This window comes from Agromyces zhanjiangensis (genome assembly GCF_040496055.1).
In the GTDB taxonomy this organism is placed as follows: Bacteria; Actinomycetota; Actinomycetes; order Actinomycetales; family Microbacteriaceae; genus Agromyces; species Agromyces zhanjiangensis.
Map to the genome: position 1 here is coordinate 28,133 of NZ_JBEPKB010000008.1, position 17,008 is coordinate 45,140.

18 protein-coding genes and 1 pseudogene are annotated in these 17,008 nt (G+C 71.2%); 6 read left to right on the forward strand and 13 right to left on the reverse strand.

Going from position 1 to position 17,008, the window contains the following annotated elements; translation table 11 throughout:
- Nucleotides 1-69 precede the first annotated feature (69 nt).
- The 5 genes from ABME02_RS14405 (at nucleotide 70) to ABME02_RS14425 (ending at nucleotide 4,440) form a co-directional block, all read left to right on the forward strand.
- Nucleotides 70-1,284 (forward strand): branched-chain amino acid ABC transporter permease, encoded by a 1,215-nt coding sequence (locus ABME02_RS14405; protein ID WP_353816042.1) that lies wholly within the window; start codon nucleotides 70-72, stop codon nucleotides 1,282-1,284.
- A 13-nt stretch (nucleotides 1,285-1,297) separates the two neighbouring features.
- Complete coding sequence (locus ABME02_RS14410; RefSeq protein WP_353816183.1) at nucleotides 1,298-2,278, forward strand: branched-chain amino acid ABC transporter permease; 981 nt, start codon at nucleotides 1,298-1,300, stop codon at nucleotides 2,276-2,278.
- On the forward strand, nucleotides 2,268-3,179 hold the full coding sequence (locus ABME02_RS14415; protein WP_353816043.1) for an ABC transporter ATP-binding protein: 912 nt from the start codon (nucleotides 2,268-2,270) through the stop codon (nucleotides 3,177-3,179). The genes ABME02_RS14410 and ABME02_RS14415 overlap by 11 nt, the downstream gene beginning before the upstream one ends.
- Before the next feature lie 55 nt (nucleotides 3,180-3,234).
- The gene (locus tag ABME02_RS14420) at nucleotides 3,235-3,951 is read left to right on the forward strand and encodes an ABC transporter ATP-binding protein (protein ID WP_436408282.1); all 717 of its coding nucleotides are present in this window, start codon (nucleotides 3,235-3,237) and stop codon (nucleotides 3,949-3,951) included.
- Between the two features lie 153 nt (nucleotides 3,952-4,104).
- Nucleotides 4,105-4,440: a YciI family protein gene (locus ABME02_RS14425; protein ID WP_353816045.1), complete on the forward strand. Its 336-nt coding sequence runs from the start codon at nucleotides 4,105-4,107 to the stop codon at nucleotides 4,438-4,440.
- A gap of 157 nt (nucleotides 4,441-4,597) precedes the next feature.
- Here the strand turns inward: ABME02_RS14425 and ABME02_RS14430 are convergent, their stop codons facing one another.
- The 3 genes from ABME02_RS14430 to groES form a co-directional block, all read right to left on the reverse strand.
- A complete protein-coding gene (locus ABME02_RS14430; protein ID WP_353816046.1) occupies nucleotides 4,598-5,887 on the reverse strand; it encodes an ABC transporter substrate-binding protein in 1,290 nt (429 codons plus the stop codon).
- 252 nt (nucleotides 5,888-6,139) lie between these two features.
- A complete protein-coding gene (gene rarD, locus ABME02_RS14435; protein WP_436408279.1) occupies nucleotides 6,140-7,096 on the reverse strand; it encodes an EamA family transporter RarD in 957 nt (318 codons plus the stop codon).
- Nucleotides 7,097-7,258: 162 nt separating this feature from the next.
- On the reverse strand, nucleotides 7,259-7,555 hold the full coding sequence (gene groES / locus ABME02_RS14440) for a co-chaperone GroES (protein ID WP_022889766.1): 297 nt from the start codon (nucleotides 7,553-7,555) through the stop codon (nucleotides 7,259-7,261).
- Between the two features lie 129 nt (nucleotides 7,556-7,684).
- On the opposite strand from groES, the gene ABME02_RS14445 reads away from it, so the two are divergent.
- A complete protein-coding gene (locus ABME02_RS14445; protein WP_353816047.1) occupies nucleotides 7,685-8,872 on the forward strand; it encodes a class I SAM-dependent methyltransferase in 1,188 nt (395 codons plus the stop codon).
- Between the two features lie 16 nt (nucleotides 8,873-8,888).
- Here the strand turns inward: ABME02_RS14445 and ABME02_RS14450 are convergent, their stop codons facing one another.
- From ABME02_RS14450 to glmS, 10 genes and pseudogenes are all read right to left on the reverse strand, one after another.
- Nucleotides 8,889-9,407 (reverse strand): hypothetical protein, encoded by a 519-nt coding sequence (locus ABME02_RS14450; RefSeq protein ID WP_353816048.1) that lies wholly within the window; start codon nucleotides 9,405-9,407, stop codon nucleotides 8,889-8,891.
- A 9-nt stretch (nucleotides 9,408-9,416) separates the two neighbouring features.
- Nucleotides 9,417-10,124 carry a hypothetical protein gene (locus tag ABME02_RS14455; RefSeq protein WP_353816049.1) on the reverse strand — a complete coding sequence of 236 codons (708 nt, stop codon included), beginning with the start codon at nucleotides 10,122-10,124 and terminating at the stop codon, nucleotides 9,417-9,419.
- 28 nt (nucleotides 10,125-10,152) lie between these two features.
- Nucleotides 10,153-10,515 (reverse strand): DUF4190 domain-containing protein, encoded by a 363-nt coding sequence (locus ABME02_RS14460; protein WP_353816050.1) that lies wholly within the window; start codon nucleotides 10,513-10,515, stop codon nucleotides 10,153-10,155.
- 177 nt (nucleotides 10,516-10,692) lie between these two features.
- The gene (gene tsaD / locus ABME02_RS14465) at nucleotides 10,693-11,742 is read right to left on the reverse strand and encodes a tRNA (adenosine(37)-N6)-threonylcarbamoyltransferase complex transferase subunit TsaD (protein ID WP_353816051.1); all 1,050 of its coding nucleotides are present in this window, start codon (nucleotides 11,740-11,742) and stop codon (nucleotides 10,693-10,695) included.
- On the reverse strand, nucleotides 11,739-12,290 hold the full coding sequence (gene rimI, locus ABME02_RS14470; protein ID WP_353816052.1) for a ribosomal protein S18-alanine N-acetyltransferase: 552 nt from the start codon (nucleotides 12,288-12,290) through the stop codon (nucleotides 11,739-11,741). The genes tsaD and rimI overlap by 4 nt, the downstream gene beginning before the upstream one ends.
- Entirely contained in the window at nucleotides 12,287-12,907 is a 621-nt protein-coding gene (gene tsaB / locus ABME02_RS14475; RefSeq protein ID WP_353816053.1) for a tRNA (adenosine(37)-N6)-threonylcarbamoyltransferase complex dimerization subunit type 1 TsaB, read from the reverse strand. Before tsaB ends, rimI begins: the two co-directional genes overlap by 4 nt.
- Nucleotides 12,908-12,970: 63 nt before the next feature.
- Nucleotides 12,971-13,498, reverse strand: a complete 528-nt coding sequence (gene tsaE / locus ABME02_RS14480; RefSeq protein ID WP_353816054.1) for a tRNA (adenosine(37)-N6)-threonylcarbamoyltransferase complex ATPase subunit type 1 TsaE — start codon at nucleotides 13,496-13,498, stop codon at nucleotides 12,971-12,973.
- Nucleotides 13,498-14,637 (reverse strand): alanine racemase, encoded by a 1,140-nt coding sequence (gene alr, locus ABME02_RS14485; RefSeq protein ID WP_353816055.1) that lies wholly within the window; start codon nucleotides 14,635-14,637, stop codon nucleotides 13,498-13,500. Before alr ends, tsaE begins: the two co-directional genes overlap by 1 nt.
- 68 nt (nucleotides 14,638-14,705) lie before the next feature.
- Nucleotides 14,706-15,050 (reverse strand): annotated as a pseudogene (locus ABME02_RS14490) (holo-ACP synthase); the annotation flags it as partial.
- An 84-nt stretch (nucleotides 15,051-15,134) separates the two neighbouring features.
- Nucleotides 15,135-16,985 (reverse strand): glutamine--fructose-6-phosphate transaminase (isomerizing), encoded by a 1,851-nt coding sequence (gene glmS, locus ABME02_RS14495; protein ID WP_353816057.1) that lies wholly within the window; start codon nucleotides 16,983-16,985, stop codon nucleotides 15,135-15,137.
- Nucleotides 16,986-17,008 lie beyond the last annotated feature (23 nt).

Genomic DNA, 17,008 nt, shown 5'->3' on the forward strand with positions numbered 1-17,008 from the left:
AGGTGGCTCATCCTCCTCGGACTCCTACTGTCCGCACTCACTCTGTCCGGCATCGCAGCGTCCCCTGCGATGGCGGACGAAGGGGGTACGGACGGCCAGGCCGAGGAGTTCGAGTACTTCTTCAGCGGAAACGTGAAGTACAACGACGAGCCGCTCGAGGGGGTGAGGATCTCGGTCTCCGGCCGTGGCTTCGAGGCCGAGACCGAGACCGATGAGAACGGCCAGTGGACCCTCGGCGTCCCCGAGAAGGAGGCCTACGAGCTCTCGCTCGACGAGGACACGCTCCCCGAGGGCGTGGTCGTCGAGGACGGCCAGTCCACGGTCGACGCCGAGTTCGGGCTCACGAGCCGGAAGGCCGTGAACTTCTTCCTCGGCGAAGGCCAGCGCGTCACGACCGACTACGGCGCGCAGGTGCTCATCCGCGTCGTGAACGGCCTGAACTTCGGCTTGCTGCTCGCGCTCGCCGCGATCGGCCTGTCGCTGATCTTCGGAACCACCGGGCTCTCCAACTTCGCGCACGCGGAGATGATCACGTTCGGCGCATTGATGATGCTGACATTCAGCACGACGCTCGCGCTCCCCGTCTGGCTCGCGATCCTCATCGCGATCGTCCTCTCCGCCGGACTCGGCTGGACGCTCGACGCGGCGCTCTGGAAGCCACTGCGCAAACGCGGCGTGGCGCTCATCCCGCTCATGATCGTCAGCATCGGCCTCTCGCTCGCGCTGCGCTACACCTACCAGTTCTTCTACGGCGGGTCCACGAGGCAGCTCCCGGGCGCGACGCTCCCGCGCGAGATCCGCCTCGGGCCGATCCTGCTCTCCTGGATCGACGTGGTGAGCATGGCGACCTCGGTCATCGTGCTGCTCGCGGTGGCGTACTTCCTCCTCCGGACGAGGATCGGAAAGGCGACCCGCGCGGTCTCCGACAACGCGCCGCTGGCCGCGGCGAGCGGCATCGACGTCGATCGCGTCATCCGGATCGTCTGGGTCCTCGGCGGCGGCCTCGCCGGCCTGTCGGGCATCCTGTGGGCGTACTTCCGCCCCGGCGTGAGTTGGGACATGGGCTTCCAGATCCTGCTGCTCGTCTTCGCGGCGGTCACGCTCGGCGGTCTCGGCACGGCCTTCGGCGCACTCGTCGGCTCCCTCATCGTGGGTCTCTTCATCGAGATCTCCACGCTGTGGCTGCCGAGCGACATGAAGTACGTGGGCGCGCTGCTCGTGCTGATCCTCGTCCTGCTGTTCCGACCGCAGGGAATCCTGGGTCGCCGAGAGAGAATCGGATAAGGGGCCGACAATGATCGACTGGATTCAGATCTTCTCGAACGCGGCGCAGGAGCTCATCAGCCCCACGACCGCCGCGTACGCCCTGGCTGCGCTCGGCCTGGCGATCCACTTCGGCTACACCGGCCTGCTGAACTTCGGCCAGGCGGGCTTCATGGCCCTCGGTGCGTACGGATTCGCCATCTCGACGCTCACCTTCGGGTTCCCCGTGTGGGCCTCGGTGCTCGTGGGAATCGGTGCCTCCGTCGTGTTCGCACTGATCCTCGGCATCCCGACCCTGCGCCTCCGGGCCGACTACCTGGCCATCGTGACGATCGCGGCCGCGGAGATCCTGCGGCTCATCTTCACGACGAACACGTTCGACGACGTGACCGGCTCGGCGAGCGGTCTCCAGGGCTACAAGGGCGGCATCGCCGCGATCAACCCGATCCCGCCCGGCACGTACGGCTTCGGCCCGTTCACCTACAACGCCTACGACTGGTGGATCCGGATCCTCGGGTGGACGGTCGTCATCCTCGCCGCGCTGCTCACGTGGTCGATCATGCGAAGCCCGTGGGGCCGCGTGATCAAGGGCATCCGCGAGGACGAGGACGCCGTGCGCGCCCTCGGCAAGAACGTCTACTCGTACAAGATGCAGAGCCTGATCCTGGGTGGTGTCTTCGGCACCCTCGCCGGCATGATCTTCATCCTGCCTCGCGCGGTCGTGCCGGCGAACTACCAGACGTCGCTCACCTTCTTCATCTACGCGATCCTGCTGCTCGGCGGCGCCGCGACGATCCTCGGACCGATCGTGGGCTCGATGATCTTCTGGGTGCTGCTCTCGTTCTTCTCGGGCTTCATGGCCCGGGCGGTCGAGGCGGGCTGGTTCCCGTTCATGACGCAGGTCCAGGCCGGCCAGCTGCGATTCATCCTGGTCGGCATCGCGATCATGCTCCTGGTGGTATTCAGGCCACAGGGCATCTTCGGCAACAAGAAGGAGCTGTCCTTTGTCCGATAACGGCACTCCCACGACGCCGGTCAAGACGACCGGCCTCCACGTCGGCGAACCGGCACCCGGGGTCAAGAAGGTCGACCCGATCATCGTCGCCGACGGCGTCAAGCGCACGTTCGGCGGCCTCACCGCCGTCGATGTCGCCCACGTCGAGATCCCGCGCGGTGCGATCACGGCGCTCATCGGCCCGAACGGTGCCGGCAAGACCACGTTCTTCAACCTGCTCACCGGCTTCGACAAGCCGGACGAGGGCAAGTGGGAGTTCGACGGGCGCTCGCTGGCGCACGTCCCGGCCTACCGGGTCGCTCGGATGGGCCTCATCCGGACGTTCCAGCTCACCAAGGCGCTCGGCCTGCTCACCGTGCTCGACAACATGAAGCTCGGCGCGAAGCAGCAGACCGGGGAGAACCTCTTCCGGTCGGTCCTCCCCTTCCTCTGGCGCAAGCAGGAGGAGGAGATCGAGGAGAAGGCCAAGGAGATCCTCACCCGCTTCAAGCTCGACGCGAAGCAGGAGGACTACGCGGCCAGCCTCTCGGGCGGCCAGCGCAAGCTGCTGGAGATGGCCCGGGCGCTCATGAGCGACCCAACGCTGGTGATGCTCGACGAGCCGATGGCCGGCGTGAACCCTGCGCTCACGCAGTCGCTGCTCGACCACATCCTCGACCTCAAGTCGCAGGGCATGACAGTGCTGTTCGTCGAGCACGACATGCACATGGTCCGTCACATCGCCGACTGGGTGATCGTGATGGCCGAGGGCAAGATCGTCGCGGAGGGCGACCCGCACGAGGTCATGCAGGATCCGGCCGTGATCGACGCCTACCTCGGAGCGCATCACGACACCGACCTCGGCGACAGCGACGTCGAGCACGTGACCGCCATGAAGGAGCTCATCGATGACGAACAGTGAATCCGCCCCCGGCGGCGAGTCGACGGCCGGCGCGGCCACGGTGGACACGCGCAACATGGTCGTCGAGGTCAGGGACGTCACGGCGGGGTACCTCCCCGGCGTGAACATCCTGAACGGGTGCTCGCTGACGGCCCGCGATGGCGAGCTGATCGGCATCATCGGTCCGAACGGCGCCGGCAAGTCGACGCTGCTCAAGTCGATCTTCGGCCTCGTCAAGGTCCGCGAAGGCGGGATCTTCCTGCAGGGCGAGGAGATCACCAACCTCAAGGCGAACAAGCTCGTGTCGAAGGGGGTCGGCTTCGTCCCGCAGACGAACAACGTCTTCCCCTCGCTCACGATCCAGGAGAACCTCGAGATGGGCATCTTCCAGAAGCCCAAGGATCTCAAGCATCGCCTCGAGTTCGTGGTCGACATCTTCCCCGAGCTGGGCAAGCGCCTCACCCAACGGGCGGGCTCGCTCTCCGGTGGAGAGCGCCAGATGGTCGCGATGTCGCGCGCGCTCATGATGGGCCCGCACGTGCTGCTCCTCGACGAGCCGAGCGCAGGTCTCTCGCCCGTCCGACAGGACGAGGCGTTCCTCCGGGTCAAGGAGATCAACCGCGCGGGCGTGACGACCATCATGGTCGAGCAGAACGCCCGCCGCTGCCTCCAGATCTGCGACCGCGGCTACGTCCTCGATCAGGGCCGTGACGCCTACGAGGGTCCCGGACGCGAGCTGCTGAACGACCCGAAGGTCATCGGCCTGTACCTGGGCACGCTCGGACAGGACTAGTCCCACCGGCTCGACCCCGAAGGGGGCGGATGCCACGGCATCCGCCCCCTTCGTCGTGTCCGGCCTGTCGGCGTCTCGCACCCGATGATCGCGTCGCGTGGATCGGAGGCGTAGTCGCTTGTGCTGTACGCCCTCTCACGGCAGGCTCGTCGCGTGACCAAGTACCTGATCTCCTTCCCGAGTGCGGCCATGGTCGTCACGGACCAGGAGCTTCCGGCCGTCTCCGACGCGTCCCACGCCGTCATCGAGGAGGCCAAGGCTGCAGGCGTCTACGTCTTCGGCGGCGGCATCGACGAGTCGGTGCCGCCGGTGCTCGTCGACGCCGACGGCACGGTCCGCATCGACACCTACGGCACCCGACTCGACGGCGGGTTCACCGTCCTGGAGCTCCCGGACCGCGGCGCCGCGGAGCTTTGGGCTCGGAAGATCGCGGCGGCGTGCCGCTGCGCCCAGGAGCTCCGCGAGTTCATGTACGACCCCGCGAGCTGACCGTCGCGCCACGGGACCGGTTCGGCCCCGCTCCCCGCTCCCCGCTCAGCTCCCCCGCTCCTGACGACGTCACGTCGGGTGTCCGCCGGCGTGCCCGCCGGCGGACACGCGAAAGGGCCCCGGCCGAAGCCGGGGCCCTTCCCTGCGTGTCGGCTGATCAGCCGATGCGCGTGATGGTGTTGTCGTCCTCGTACTCGTAGATGCCGATGGTGGCCTCGGTCGGGTCACCGTTCTCATCGAGGGTGATCGGACCCGATGCACCGTCGAAGTCGATCTGCGAGCCCTCGGCGAGCAGCGCGGCCGCGTCGGCGAACGTGGTCACGGTCTCGCCGTCACCCGAACCGCCGGACACCTGCTGGAGGTATGCGCCGATGTCCTCGCCGGCCGTGCTGTTCGCGGCGTAGGCCGCGAGCGCGATCAGCATGAGGGCGTCGTACGACTCCGGGCCGTAGCTGAAGCTGTCGAGGTCGGGGTCGACACCGAGGAGGCGCTCCTCGAAGGACGCCTCGAGCTCCGGGCCGGGCAGCGTGCCCTTCGCACCGGCGACGAGGCCGGGCGCGAAGTCCGCGCTGTAGTCGGCCAGGTTGCCGTCGACGAAGTACAGCTGGTCGCCCGGGTAGCCCGCGCCGACGAGCGCCGGCACGACGACCTTCGCCTCGTCGAACGTGATGACCGCGACGGCGTCGGGGTTCGCGGCGTTGATCGCCGAGAGCTGCGCGTCGAAGTTCGAGTCACCCGTGTTGAACAGCTCCTCGGCCACGACCTCGCCGCCGGCGGCCTCGAAGGCCTCCGTCGTCGCGGCCGCGAGACCGGTGCCGTACGGGTCGTTCAGGACCAGCAGGCCGAGCGTCGAGGCGCCGTCCTCCGCGATCAGGTTGCCGAGGACCTCGCCCTGGAGCAGGTCGGACGGCGCGGTGCGGAAGTAGAGGCCGTTGTCGTCGTAGTCCGTGAAGTCGGGCGACGTGTTGGCCGGCGAGAAGTGGACGACACCGGCCGACGTGATCTGGTCGATGACCGTGAACGACACGCCCGACGACGCGGCACCGATGATCGCCGAGACGTCCTGCGAGAGGAGGTCGGTGACCGAGACGGTCGCGATGTCGGTCGTGGTGTCGCCCGAGTCGCGGTAGACGACCTCGACCTGGAGGCCGGCGTCGGCCTCGTTGATCTCCTCGGCGGCGAGTGCGACGCCGGCCTCCTCGGGCGGTCCGAGGAAGGCGAGGGTGCCGGACTGCGGCAGGATGGTGCCGACCTTCAGGGTGAGGTCGCGCTCACCAGCCTCGATGGGCAGGGCGTCGCCGGTGTCGGCCGGCTCCTCGGACTCTTCCGGGGTGGTGCCGCCCGTGCTGCACGCGGTGAGGAGGAGGGCGGAAACGCCAGCAATGGCGATGCCCGTCCAAGCCGCGCGAGCCGAGCGCGAGCCGGTGGCCCTCGCGAATACGCTCATGATGCTCCTTGGGACTGAAGGATCGGTACAGAAACAGCGTCTGGCGACGCCGATGTATCGACCGTATTGCCCGCCCTGAGCGGAAACAAGATTGCCTCGATCACAACCCGGTAACGCACACGGAATCGTTATCTGAGTGTCACGGATTCGCGAATCTCCGCATGAATCCGGCGATTCCGCCACGAAATCCGCCACCGAGACACCCCTTCGGCGGCCCGCCCTCCAGCCCCAGTACGGGGGCCCCGGCGCCGCTCAGACGGGCTCGAGGTTGGCGGCCCGCCGAGCGGCGCGGGCGCCGCGCACGAGGTCGAAGGTGAGCACGACGAGCGCGAGCCAGACGAGGCCGAACCCCGCCCAGCGCTCCGGCGGCATGGGCTCCCCGAGGACCACGACGCCAACGATGAACTGAATGAACGGGGCGAAGTACTGGATGAACCCCATGTAGATCAACGGGAGGCGACGCGACGCGGCGGCGAACAGCAGGAGCGGGATCGCGGTCACGGCGCCGGCGGAGAGCAGCAGCGCGGCGTGCCATCCGCCATGGGAACCGATCGTGAGCCCGGACGTCGACGCCACCACGACGAGCAGGACCACCGCGACGGGTGCGAGCCATGCCGTCTCGAGCGTGAGTCCGGAGACGGCGTCGACGCGGTGTCCGACCCGCTTCTTGATGAGCCCGTAGAAGCCGAAGCTGAACGCCAGGACGAGCGCGATCCACGGCATCTGCCCGTAGCCGACGGCGAGGACGACCACGGCGACGATCGAGATCCCGACGGCGGTCCACTGCACGGCGTTCAGTCGCTCGCGGAGCACGATGACGCCGAGGAACACGGTCACGATCGGGTTGATGAAGTACCCGAGTGCGGCCTCGACGACCTGCCCGGTGACGGCCGCGAAGACGTAGGTGAGCCAGTTCGCGAAGATGAGCACGCCGGCGACGCCCATGATGAGCACGACGCGTCGATCCCGCAGGAGCGCCCGGAACGCGCGCCAGGTCCTCGTCACGGCGATCAGGACGGCGCAGAAGACGAGCGAGAGCAGGATGCGCATCGCCACGATCTCGACCGGCCCGCTCGGGGCGAGCGCGATGAAGTAGACGGGGAGGAATCCCCAGAGCGCATAGGCGGAGACGGCGAAGGCGAGGCCGGGGCGACTCACGCCCTCTGGCCGGACGCGCGCCGGCGCGTCGGTGGACGGAGCGGATGACACCGTGTCAGCCTACGCGCGCCGTCGCGCAGCTCGGGGCGTGCCGGCTGCCGACCTCCGTCGACATCCCGCCGCGCCGCCGGGCGCGCCCGCTCCGCGCGGCCCGCAGACGACGACGCGGCCCGGATGCCAGTGGCATCCGGGCCGCGTCGATGTCGGTGTCGACTAGCGGACGACGACCGCGAGCACGTCGCGGGCCGACAGCACGAGGAAGTCCTCGCCGCCGAACTTGACCTCGGTACCGCCGTACTTGGAGTAGATCACCTTGTCGCCGACGGCCACGTCGAGCGGAACACGGTTGCCGTTGTCGTCGATGCGGCCCGGGCCGACCGCCACGACCTCGCCCTCCTGGGGCTTCTCCTTGGCGGTGTCGGGGATGACCAGGCCGGAGGCGGTGGTCTGCTCGGCCTCGACCTGCTTGATGACGATGCGATCCTCGAGCGGCTTGATGGAAACCGACACGGTTGACCTCTTTCTTGACGAAGACTGGGGTTAGCAGCCTCTGAGTGAGAGTGCTAAACCGAGTCTATGGCGGTTCTGGCACTCGTGCAACGTGAGTGCCAGCGGATGCCGCGGTGCTAGCGTGTCGGCGTGGAACGCGACGAGCTGGTGAGGCTGCTCTCTGCCGAGGGACTCTCGCTGCTCGACTCCCTGCCGCCGTACTCGTCGAAGGCCGACGTCGTGAAGACCGTCGCCGACCTGCGCAAGCAGGGGCACGATCCGGGCCTGGTCGCGGCCGTGCTGAGCCAGTCTCGGCTGCGCGCGAAGGCGCGGCCGAAGTTCGGCGAGTTCGCCGACCGCATGCTCTTCACCGAACCCGGACTCGAGCAGGCGACCCGGTTGCGGGTCGCGGCGCTGCACGCCGGCCGGTTCGCGCGCGCCGGGCTCCGACACGTGGCCGATCTCGGCTGCGGCATCGGCGGCGACGCGCTCGCGCTGGCCGCGGTCGACCTCGAGGTGACCGCCGCCGAGGCCGACGAGGTGACCGCCGCCGTCGCGGCGTTCAACCTGACGCCGTTCCCCAAGGTGCGCGTGCTCCACGCCCGTGCCGAGGACGTCGCCCTCGGCGGCATCGACGCCGCGTGGCTCGATCCCGCACGTCGCACGACCACGGGCGGCACCACGACGCGGCTCGCCGACGCCGCCGACTACTCCCCCTCGCTCGACTTCGTCTTCGGCCTCGCCGAGCGGATGCCGATCGGCGTGAAGCTCGGGCCTGGCACCGATCGCGACGTCGTCCCCGATGGCGCCGAAGCGCAGTGGGTGTCGGTCGACGGGGATGTCGTCGAGCTCGTCGTCTGGACCGGCGCGCTCGCGCGGGCCGGCGTCGGCCGTGCGGCGCTCGTGATCCGCGGCGACGGCGCGCAGGAGCTCGTCGCGCCGGCCGACGCCGAGGACGCCCCCGTGGGCCCGCTCGGCGACTACCTGTACGAGCCCGACGGCGCCGTCATCCGGGCGCGCCTCATCGGCGATCTCGCCCGATCGCTCGGCTCGTGGATGCTGAGCGACGGCATCGCCTACCTGACCGGCGACCGTGAGGTCGACACTCCGTTCGCGAGGGGATTCCGCGTCATCGAGCGCCTTCCGGCGGACGAGCGCAGCCTCCGGCGCGCGCTGCAGGAACGCGGCGTCGGCACGCTCGAGATCAAGAAGCGCGGTGTCGACGTCGACCCCGCCGCCCTCCGGACCCGGCTGAAGCTGAAGGGCGATGTCTCGGCGACCGTCGTGCTCACCCGGGAGGAGGGCCGCCACGTCGCGATCCTCGTCGAGCGGATCTGAACGCCCGGCGACGGCCTCAGGCGGTCGAGAGCGCGCCGAACACGATCGCGTAGTACCCCAGCCAGACGCCGGAGAACACGAGGCCGGCGACGCCGGTCCCGATCCCGATGAAGGCGAGGATCCGCCCGTGCTCCTCGCGACGGAGCCCGAGCACGCCGAAGACGATCGCCGCGACGGAGAGGGGGAACATCCACCCGACGAAGAGCGAGGCGACGGCGCCGATCGAGCCGATCACGGCACCGACCTGGCTGTAGACGCGTCGCTGCTCCTCCTCCTCCTCATACTCCGCCTCGTGCGGCTCGGGAAGGGGACGACCGACGGCGAGCAGCTGGCCCGTCGGGAGCCCGTGGAGTGCCCCTGTGTCGTACGGGACGTCGAACTCGCGGGCGGGAGCGGCCGGCGGCGCGTCGGCCGCGGGCCGGCGCACGGGATCCGCCGGCGTCGGCCGGTCTGCGGGACTGGTCTCCGGCGTTCCCGGCTCCGGCACGCGGTCGGTTCCCGGTCCCACCGGGGCCGAGGGTCGCTCGTCGGTCATGTGGTCGCCTCAGTAGCCGTAGCCGCTGCCGATCGAGAACAGCATCCCCCAGAGCAGGAACGACAGGAGTGCGATGCCGACGCCCACGAAGCCGAGGATGAGGCCCGTGAGCCACATGCCCTTCGCAGCGGGCTCCTTGCTGCGGCCGAGGAAGCCGAGGACGATCGCCGCCGCCGGGACGAAGAGCTGCAGCACGCCCCCGACGAGCGGGATGAAGACGACGGGCGAGCCGATGACGCCGATGACGCCGGCGATGAGGGAGATCAGGCTGAGCACGGGCGTCGGCTTCGCCGGCGCGGGAGCATACCCGGCCGCCCCGTATCCGCCGTATCCACCGGTCGGCGGCACCGGGCCCGCACTGCCGACACTGCTCGGCGCCGCCGTGTCGAACGGTCCCCCGACGGTCGGCGCCGGCGCCGGCGGTGCTCCGTACGGAGTTGCGGCCGGGGCGGGAGCGGCGGGAGCGGCGGGAGGCGCAGGTGGAGCCGGGGGCGCGGGCGGGACCGGGGGCGCGGGCGGGACGGGCTCACCGGGCACCTCGGGCGCGCTCGGCGGCTCGGGCGCGCTCGGCGGTTCGGGCTGGGGCTCCGCCGGCACCGCCGGCTCGTCCGGCTCCGCAGGCACGGCGGGCTCGGCAGGCTCCACCGGGACGGTCGGCTCCGACGGAGTCGGGGGCGCCGGCTCCTTCGGCGTCTCCGGGTTGGTGGGATCGCTCATGCCGAGCCCCTTCCGTGCTGCGGGTGGATCAGTAGGTGGTGACGGAACCGCTGCTGATCGCGGCGCCGATGATCGCGAACCAGACGATCGCGAAGATGATGCCGAGCACCAGGCCGACATAGCCGATGATGAGGCCGGCGATCGCGAGGCCGCGGCCCTGCTCGCCCGTCTTCTTGATCTGGCTCAGCGCGATGTGGCCCGTGATGATGCCGACGAGCGAGATGAAGAACGACGACACCAGCGAGACGATCGCGAGGACGTTGGTCTTCTGCGCGGCCGGAGCGGCGTACGACGGGCTCGCACCGTAGGACGGCGCCGGCTGCGCCGGCGGGGCGGGGGGCGGCGGCGGGACGTTCGAGGCGTTCGGATCGGGCGTGTTGGAGTCGGTCATGATGCGGTTTCCTCTCGTGCAAGCGCGGACCCGGCCATGCTGGCAGCGCGTCCGAATGCTGTCAACGCTCGCGCGGGCGGGTCGTCTCACCCGCGATCGCGGGGGTCTTCGCTCACCATAGCGCGCGCCGCCGCCGTCACGCGTGGGCAGAAGTGCCCATGGTGATCGCTCGCGGGATCAGCTCTGGATCTCGGTCACGGGCAGCGTCGAGTCGGCGCCGAACGCCAGCGTCGACGGCTGATGGCCGGCCATGATGAGACGGGCGCCGAGCGCGGCGATCATCGCGCCGTTGTCGGTGCAGAGCGAGAGCGGCGGGATGCGCAGCGCGATGCCCGCAGCATCCGCCCTGGCCTCGGCGACCTCGCGCAGCCTCCGGTTCGCGACGACGCCGCCGCCGAGCAGCAGGCGGGGGACGCCGAGGTCGGTGCACGCCGCGATCGCCTTCGACACGAGCACGTCGACCACCGCTTCGCGGAAGCTCGCCGCGACGTCGGCGAGGGGCACGGGCTCGCCCGCGGCCTCGCGCTGCTCGACCCACCTCGCGACCGCGGTCTTCAGGCCGGAGAAGGAGAAGTCGTACCGGTGGCGCTCGAGGTCCTTCGGCCGGGTGAGCCCGCGCGGGAACCGGATGGCGTCCGGGTCCCCGCCGACGGCGGCCCGGTCGATCTCGGGACCGCCCGGGTAGGGCAGGCCGAGCAGTCGCGCGACCTTGTCGAACGCCTCGCCGGCCGCGTCGTCGATGGTCTCGCCCAGGAGCTCGACGTCGGAGTCGAGGTCGCGCACGAGCAGGAGCGACGTGTGCCCGCCGGACACGAGCAGCGCGACGCTCGGCGTCTCGAGTGGACGGTCGCCGATGAGGTCGGCGCCGACGTGTCCGACGAGGTGGTTCACGGCATACACGGGCCTCTCGAGCGAGAGCGCCAGCGCCTTGGCGGCGCCGACGCCGACCATGAGCGCCCCCGCGAGACCGGGCCCGTTCGTCACGGCGACCGCGTCGAGGTCGGCGAGGTCGACGGATGCCTCGTCGAGCGCGGCGCGGATGGTCGGGCCGAGCGCCTCGAGGTGGGCCCGCGCGGCGACCTCGGGCACGACGCCGCCGTAGCGGGCGTGCTCGTCCATCGACGACGCGATGGCGTTGGCGAGGAGCTCGGTGCCGCGCACGATGCCGATGCCCGTCTCGTCGCACGAGGTCTCGATGCCGAGCACGAGCGGCGCGTCGCGGTTCACTGCGTTCCTCCTGGCGTGGCGTCCGCCGGTCCGGCCGACTCGGATCCCGTCGGCTCGACCGCCGCCGACGCCGGGCGCGTCGCGGCCGGCGGGACGTCGAGCCGCATGGTGATCGCGTCGACCCCGTCGGGACGGTAGTACGCGCGCCGCACGCCGATCTCGATGAACCCGAGGGAGGCGTACAGTCGGCGCGCGGTCGTGTTGTCGGCGCGGACCTCGAGGAACAGCTCGGCCGCCCCGCGCCGGCGGGCCTCGGCGATGAGCGCCTGCATGAGCGCGCGGCCGAGGCCGGCGCCGCGACGGGTGGCGTCGACCGCGATGGTCTGGATGTCGCCCTGGCCGGATCCGCGCGGCGCGAGCAGCCCGGCGTACGCGACGGGCGCGTCCGGCTCGGCGTCGTCCACGGCGACGAGGTAGTACCCGTGCACCGACTCGAGCTCGCTCCGCATCGCGGACTCGGGCCAGGCGTCGGTCGGGAACGTGGCCTGCTCGAGTCGCATGATGGCGTCGAGGTCGTCGGGCGTCGCGCGTCGCAGCATGAGGCTCATCGCAGCACCCGCTTGCCCGCCGAGGGCGTCACGTCGGGCGCCCGGAGGTAGAGGGCCTCATCTCCGGCGACCGGGAGACGCCCTGCCGCGTGGGCCAGCTCGGCGACGAGCCCGAGGGAACCGGCAGAGACGGTGTCGGCGTCGAGGCGGATGCCGCGGGGCGCGGGCACCGCGTCGCGCGGCTCGAGTCGCGGCGCGTCGAGCCTGACGGGCAGCCCGTCCGCGTCCAGCCCGTCGTAGTCGGTCACGGCCGACTCGCGCCGCCGGGCATCGGTCACGACCTGGAGGGGGCCGGCACCGCCGGCGGAGTACCACGCCCGCGCGATCGCGTCGTGGCTCACGACGGGCACCACCGGGCGGCCGATGCCGAGTGCGAAGGCGCGCGCGGCGGCGATGCCCACCCGGAGTCCCGTGAAGGGCCCGGGCCCCATGCCCGCCGCGACGCCGGAGAGGTCGGCGGGGCGCACGCCGGCGCGCGCCAGGACGTCCCGGATCCCGTCGCCGACGAGCTCGGCGTGCCGCATGGTGTCGTTCGTGCCGGTCTCGGCGAGGATCCCGCCGTCGAGGTCGACCACGGCGACGCTCGTCCCGGTGGACGTGTCGATCGCGAGGAGCATGACATCAAGCCTAGATGCGCGCCGCCGAGGTCCCGCCGGGAACGGCCGGGGCGTCCGGTGGAGTCAGTCCTCGAGCTGCGACTGTACGGCGAACGGCGTGCCCGCCCATCGCGGACCGTGGCCGAGGAGGTCGACGGTCCGGGGTTCGTCCTCGTCGAGCTCGGCGTCCGGATCGACCTCGGGACCGCCGCCGTCGCCACCGACGTCGTGGCCGCGGCGTCGGGCGATGACCACCTCGAGCCAGGACTCGCTGACGTCGTCGAGGAGGCCCGCGCCCCACTCGACCACCACGACGGAGTTCGCGAAGTCGAGGTCGAGGTCCTCGAGCTCGGGGGCGCTGCCGAGGCGGTACGCGTCGACGTGCACCAGGGGCGCGCCGCCGACGAGGCTGGGGTGGGTCCGCGCGAGCACGAACGTCGGGCTCTGCACCGGCCCGCGGACACCGAGCCCCGCCCCGATGCCCCGCGTGAGCGTCGTCTTCCCGGCGCCGAGCGGGCCGGTGAGCACGACGAGGTCGCCGGCCCGGAACGTGCGTCCGAGTTCGCGGCCGAACGCCTCCATCGCCTCGGCGTCCGGGATGGACCGGCGCATCAGGCGTCTCCGACGTGAGTGCGCGGCACGCGCGGCCCGACCCGCGTGACGATCTCGTACCCGATCGTGTCGGCCGCGTCGCCCCAGTCGTCGGCCGACGGGGCGCCGACGGCCGGGTCGCCGAAGAGCACGACCTCGTCGCCGACGGCGACCTCGGCCTCCCCCACGTCGACCAGGAACTGGTCCATGGCGATCCGCCCGGCGATCCGATGGCGGACCCCGTGGATCAGGACCTCGGCGCGCCCGGATGCCTGTCGCGGCACCCCGTCGGCGTACCCGAGGGGGACGAGCGCGAGCGTGGTCGGACGCGACGCGCGCCAGGTGTGGCCGTACGAGGCCCCCGTGCCGGGCTCGACGCGACGCACGGCCGCGATCCTCCCGCGAAGCGTCATCACGGGCGTCAGGCCGAGCTCCGCGGCCGTCGTCCCGTCGCCGAAGGGCGGCACGCCGTAGACGCCGATGCCGATGCGCACCATGTCCAGGCGCGCCTCGGGCATGCGCAGGGCCGCGGCCGTGGACGCGAGGTGCCGGATCTCGGGCGAGAGCCCGGCACGTTCGGCGGCGGCGACGCCGTCGAGGAAGGCGGCGAGCTGCGCGGCGTCCTCGTCGGTCGAGGTGTTCGCGAGATGACTGAAGACGCCGGCGACCCGCACGCGGCTCTCGGCCTCGAGCGTCGCCGCTCGCGCGACGACATCGTCCCAGTCGGCCGCCAGGATGCCGTTCCGACTGAGCCCGGTGTCGAGCTTGAGGTGCACGTTCGCGGTGCGACCGACGGCGGCCGCGGCATCCGCCATCGCCTCGAGCTGGGCGAGCGACGAGGCTCCCAGGTCGATGTCGTGGGCGATCGCGGCGTCGAAGCGCGCCGCGGGGTCGTGCAGCCAGGCGAGGACGGGGGCCTCGATGCCGGCGTCGCGCAGCGCGAGCGCCTCGTCGAGGTCGGCGACCCCGAGGCGGTCGGCGCCGCCCGCGAGCGCGGCACGGGCGACGTGCGCCGCGCCGTGGCCGTACGCGTCCGCCTTGACGACGGCCATGACGCGTGCCGGAGCGACCGCCGCGGCGATCGTGGCGACGTTCTGGCGCACGGCGTCGAGGTCGACGACGGCCTCACGGAACGGCGATCGGACGTGGCGGGGGTTCACTCGGGCTCCTCGGCGGGGTTCGGGGCGGCGAGCGCCTCCTGCGAGGTGGCCGCGCGTCCGACCCCGCGCTCGAGCACCACGAACGCGCTGGCGATGCCCGCGTCGTGGCTCATCGAGAGATGGACCCGGTCGATGCCGAGCGCCGCGACGTGCGCGGAGAGCGCCCCCGAGAGCGCGAAGTCCGGGTTGCCGTCGGCGTCCTGGACGATGCGCATGTCGTGCCAGCGGATCACGGCGTGACCGCCGAGGGCCTTGATCAGGGCCTCCTTCGCCGCGAACCGGGCGGCCAGCGACCGGGCCGGACGCTCGCGTTCGCTCTCGGCGAACAGGCGGTCCCGGAGTGAGGGCGTGCGCTCGAGCGATCGCGCGAAGCGCGCGATGTCGACCACGTCGATGCCGATGCCCGCGATCACTCGTCCCTCTCCGACCTCACGGTTCGAGTCTGCCGCACCATCGGGGCGGGCGGGTGCCGAACGTGCCGACTCCCACCTCGTCCCTCACTCGACGGTGACCGACTTCGCCAGGTTCCGCGGCTGGTCGACGTCGAGGCCCTTCGCCTGCGACAGCTCCATCGCGAAGATCTGCAGCGGCACGACGGCGAGCAGCGGCTCGAAGAGCGGTGCCGCGAGCGGGATGCGGATCACCTCGTCGGCGAACGGCAGCACCGCGGCGTCGCCGGCCTCGGCGATCGCGATGACGCGGGCGCCGCGGGCGCGGATCTCCTGGATGTTCGAGACCACCTTCGGGTGCAGGTTCGCCGAACCGCGCGGGCTCGGCACGACGACGAACACCGGCTGGCCGGGCTCGATGAGCGCGATCGGGCCGTGCTTGAGCTCCCCGGCCGCGAAGCCCTCGGCGTGGATGTACGCCAGCTCCTTCAGCTTCAGCGCACCCTCGAGCGCGATCGGGTAGCCGACGTGGCGGCCGAGGAAGAGCACCGAGCGGGTGTCGCTCATCCAGTGCGCGAGCTCGCCGACCCGCTCCGCCTGCTCGAGCACGGTCTCGATCTTGGCGGGGACCGCCTGGAGCTCGGCCAGGAGGCCGGCCAGCTCGTCGTCGGCGAGCGTCCCGCGCACGCGGGCGAGGTGCAGCCCGAACAGGTAGAGCGCGGTGATCTGCGCCACGAACGCCTTGGTCGACGCGACCGCCACCTCGGGCCCGGCGTGCGTGTAGACGACGGCGTCCGACTCGCGCGGAATCGTCGCGCCCTGCGTGTTGCAGACCGAGATGGTCCGTGCGCCCTGCTCGCGCGCGTACTTGACCGCCATCAGCGTGTCCATGGTCTCGCCGGACTGGCTGATCGAGACGACCAGCGTGTGCTCGTCGATGACGGGGTCGCGGTAGCGGAACTCGTGGCTCAGTTCGACCTCGACCGGGACGCGCGCCCACTGCTCGATCGCGTACTTCGCGACCATGCCCGCGTAGGCGGCCGTGCCGCACGCGATCACGGTGATGCGGCGGATGTCCCGGAGCTCGTCGTCCCCGAAGCCCTCGAGTTCGGGGATCGAGACGACGCCGTCGACGACGCGACCGCGGATCGTGTTGGCCACCGCCTCCGGCTGCTCCGACACCTCCTTGCGCATGAACGAGGACCAGCCGCCCTTCTCGGCGGCCGAGGCGTCCCACGCCACGTCGAACGGCTCGACCTCGACCACCTCGCCGTCGAAGTCGGTCACGGTGACGCCGTCGGCCGTGATCGCCACGATCTGGTCCTGCCCGATCGCGACGGCGCGCTTCGTATACTCCACGAACGCCGCGACATCCGAACCCAGGAAGTTCTCGCCGTCGCCGAGGCCGATGACGAGCGGCGAGTTGCGGCGCGCGCCGACCACGAGGCCGGGCTCGTCCTGGTGCACGGCGAGGAGCGTGAACGCGCCCTCGAGCTGCGCGACCGTCAGGCGGAACGCCTCCTGCAGGTCGCCGGTCTCGCGATAGAGCTCGCCGAGGAGCACGGCCGCGACCTCGGTGTCGGTCTCGGACTCGAACGTGGCGCCCCTGCTGAGGAGCGCCTCCTTCAGTTCGGAGAAGTTCTCGATGATGCCGTTGTGGATCAGCGCCAGCCGGCCCTCGTCGCCGAGGTGCGGGTGCGCGTTGCGGTCGGTCGGTCCGCCGTGCGTCGCCCACCGGGTGTGGCCGATGCCGGTGCCGCCGCGGTGCACCGGGTGGCGCTCGAGCTCGTCGGCGAGCACCTGGAGCTTGCCGGCGCGCTTGGCGAACTCGATCTCGCCCTCGTCTCCGACCACGGCGACGCCCGCCGAGTCGTAGCCGCGGTATTCGAGACGGCGGAGACCGCCCATGAGGACGTCGAGGCTGTTCCGCTCTCCGACGTATCCGACGATTCCACACATGGGCTCGATTGTAGCCACGCGCG

Excerpts from the sequence above, each read along its gene's own strand:
- ABME02_RS14405 (WP_353816042.1), top strand. The coding sequence starts at position 70 with ATGGCGGACGAAGGGGGTACGGACGGCCAGGCCGAGGAGTTCGAGTAC.
- ABME02_RS14420 (WP_436408282.1), top strand. The coding sequence starts at position 3,235 with ATGGTCGTCGAGGTCAGGGACGTCACGGCGGGGTACCTCCCCGGCGTG.
- ABME02_RS14430 (WP_353816046.1), bottom strand. The coding sequence starts at position 5,887 with ATGAGCGTATTCGCGAGGGCCACCGGCTCGCGCTCGGCTCGCGCGGCT.
- ABME02_RS14450 (WP_353816048.1), bottom strand. The coding sequence starts at position 9,407 with ATGACCGACGAGCGACCCTCGGCCCCGGTGGGACCGGGAACCGACCGC.
- ABME02_RS14455 (WP_353816049.1), bottom strand. The coding sequence starts at position 10,124 with ATGAGCGATCCCACCAACCCGGAGACGCCGAAGGAGCCGGCGCCCCCG.
- ABME02_RS14460 (WP_353816050.1), bottom strand. The coding sequence starts at position 10,515 with ATGACCGACTCCAACACGCCCGATCCGAACGCCTCGAACGTCCCGCCG.
- rimI (WP_353816052.1), bottom strand. The coding sequence starts at position 12,290 with ATGAGCCTCATGCTGCGACGCGCGACGCCCGACGACCTCGACGCCATC.
- tsaB (WP_353816053.1), bottom strand. The coding sequence starts at position 12,907 with ATGCTCCTCGCGATCGACACGTCCACCGGGACGAGCGTCGCCGTGGTC.
- tsaE (WP_353816054.1), bottom strand. The coding sequence starts at position 13,498 with ATGCGCCGGTCCATCCCGGACGCCGAGGCGATGGAGGCGTTCGGCCGC.
- glmS (WP_353816057.1), bottom strand. The coding sequence starts at position 16,985 with ATGTGTGGAATCGTCGGATACGTCGGAGAGCGGAACAGCCTCGACGTC.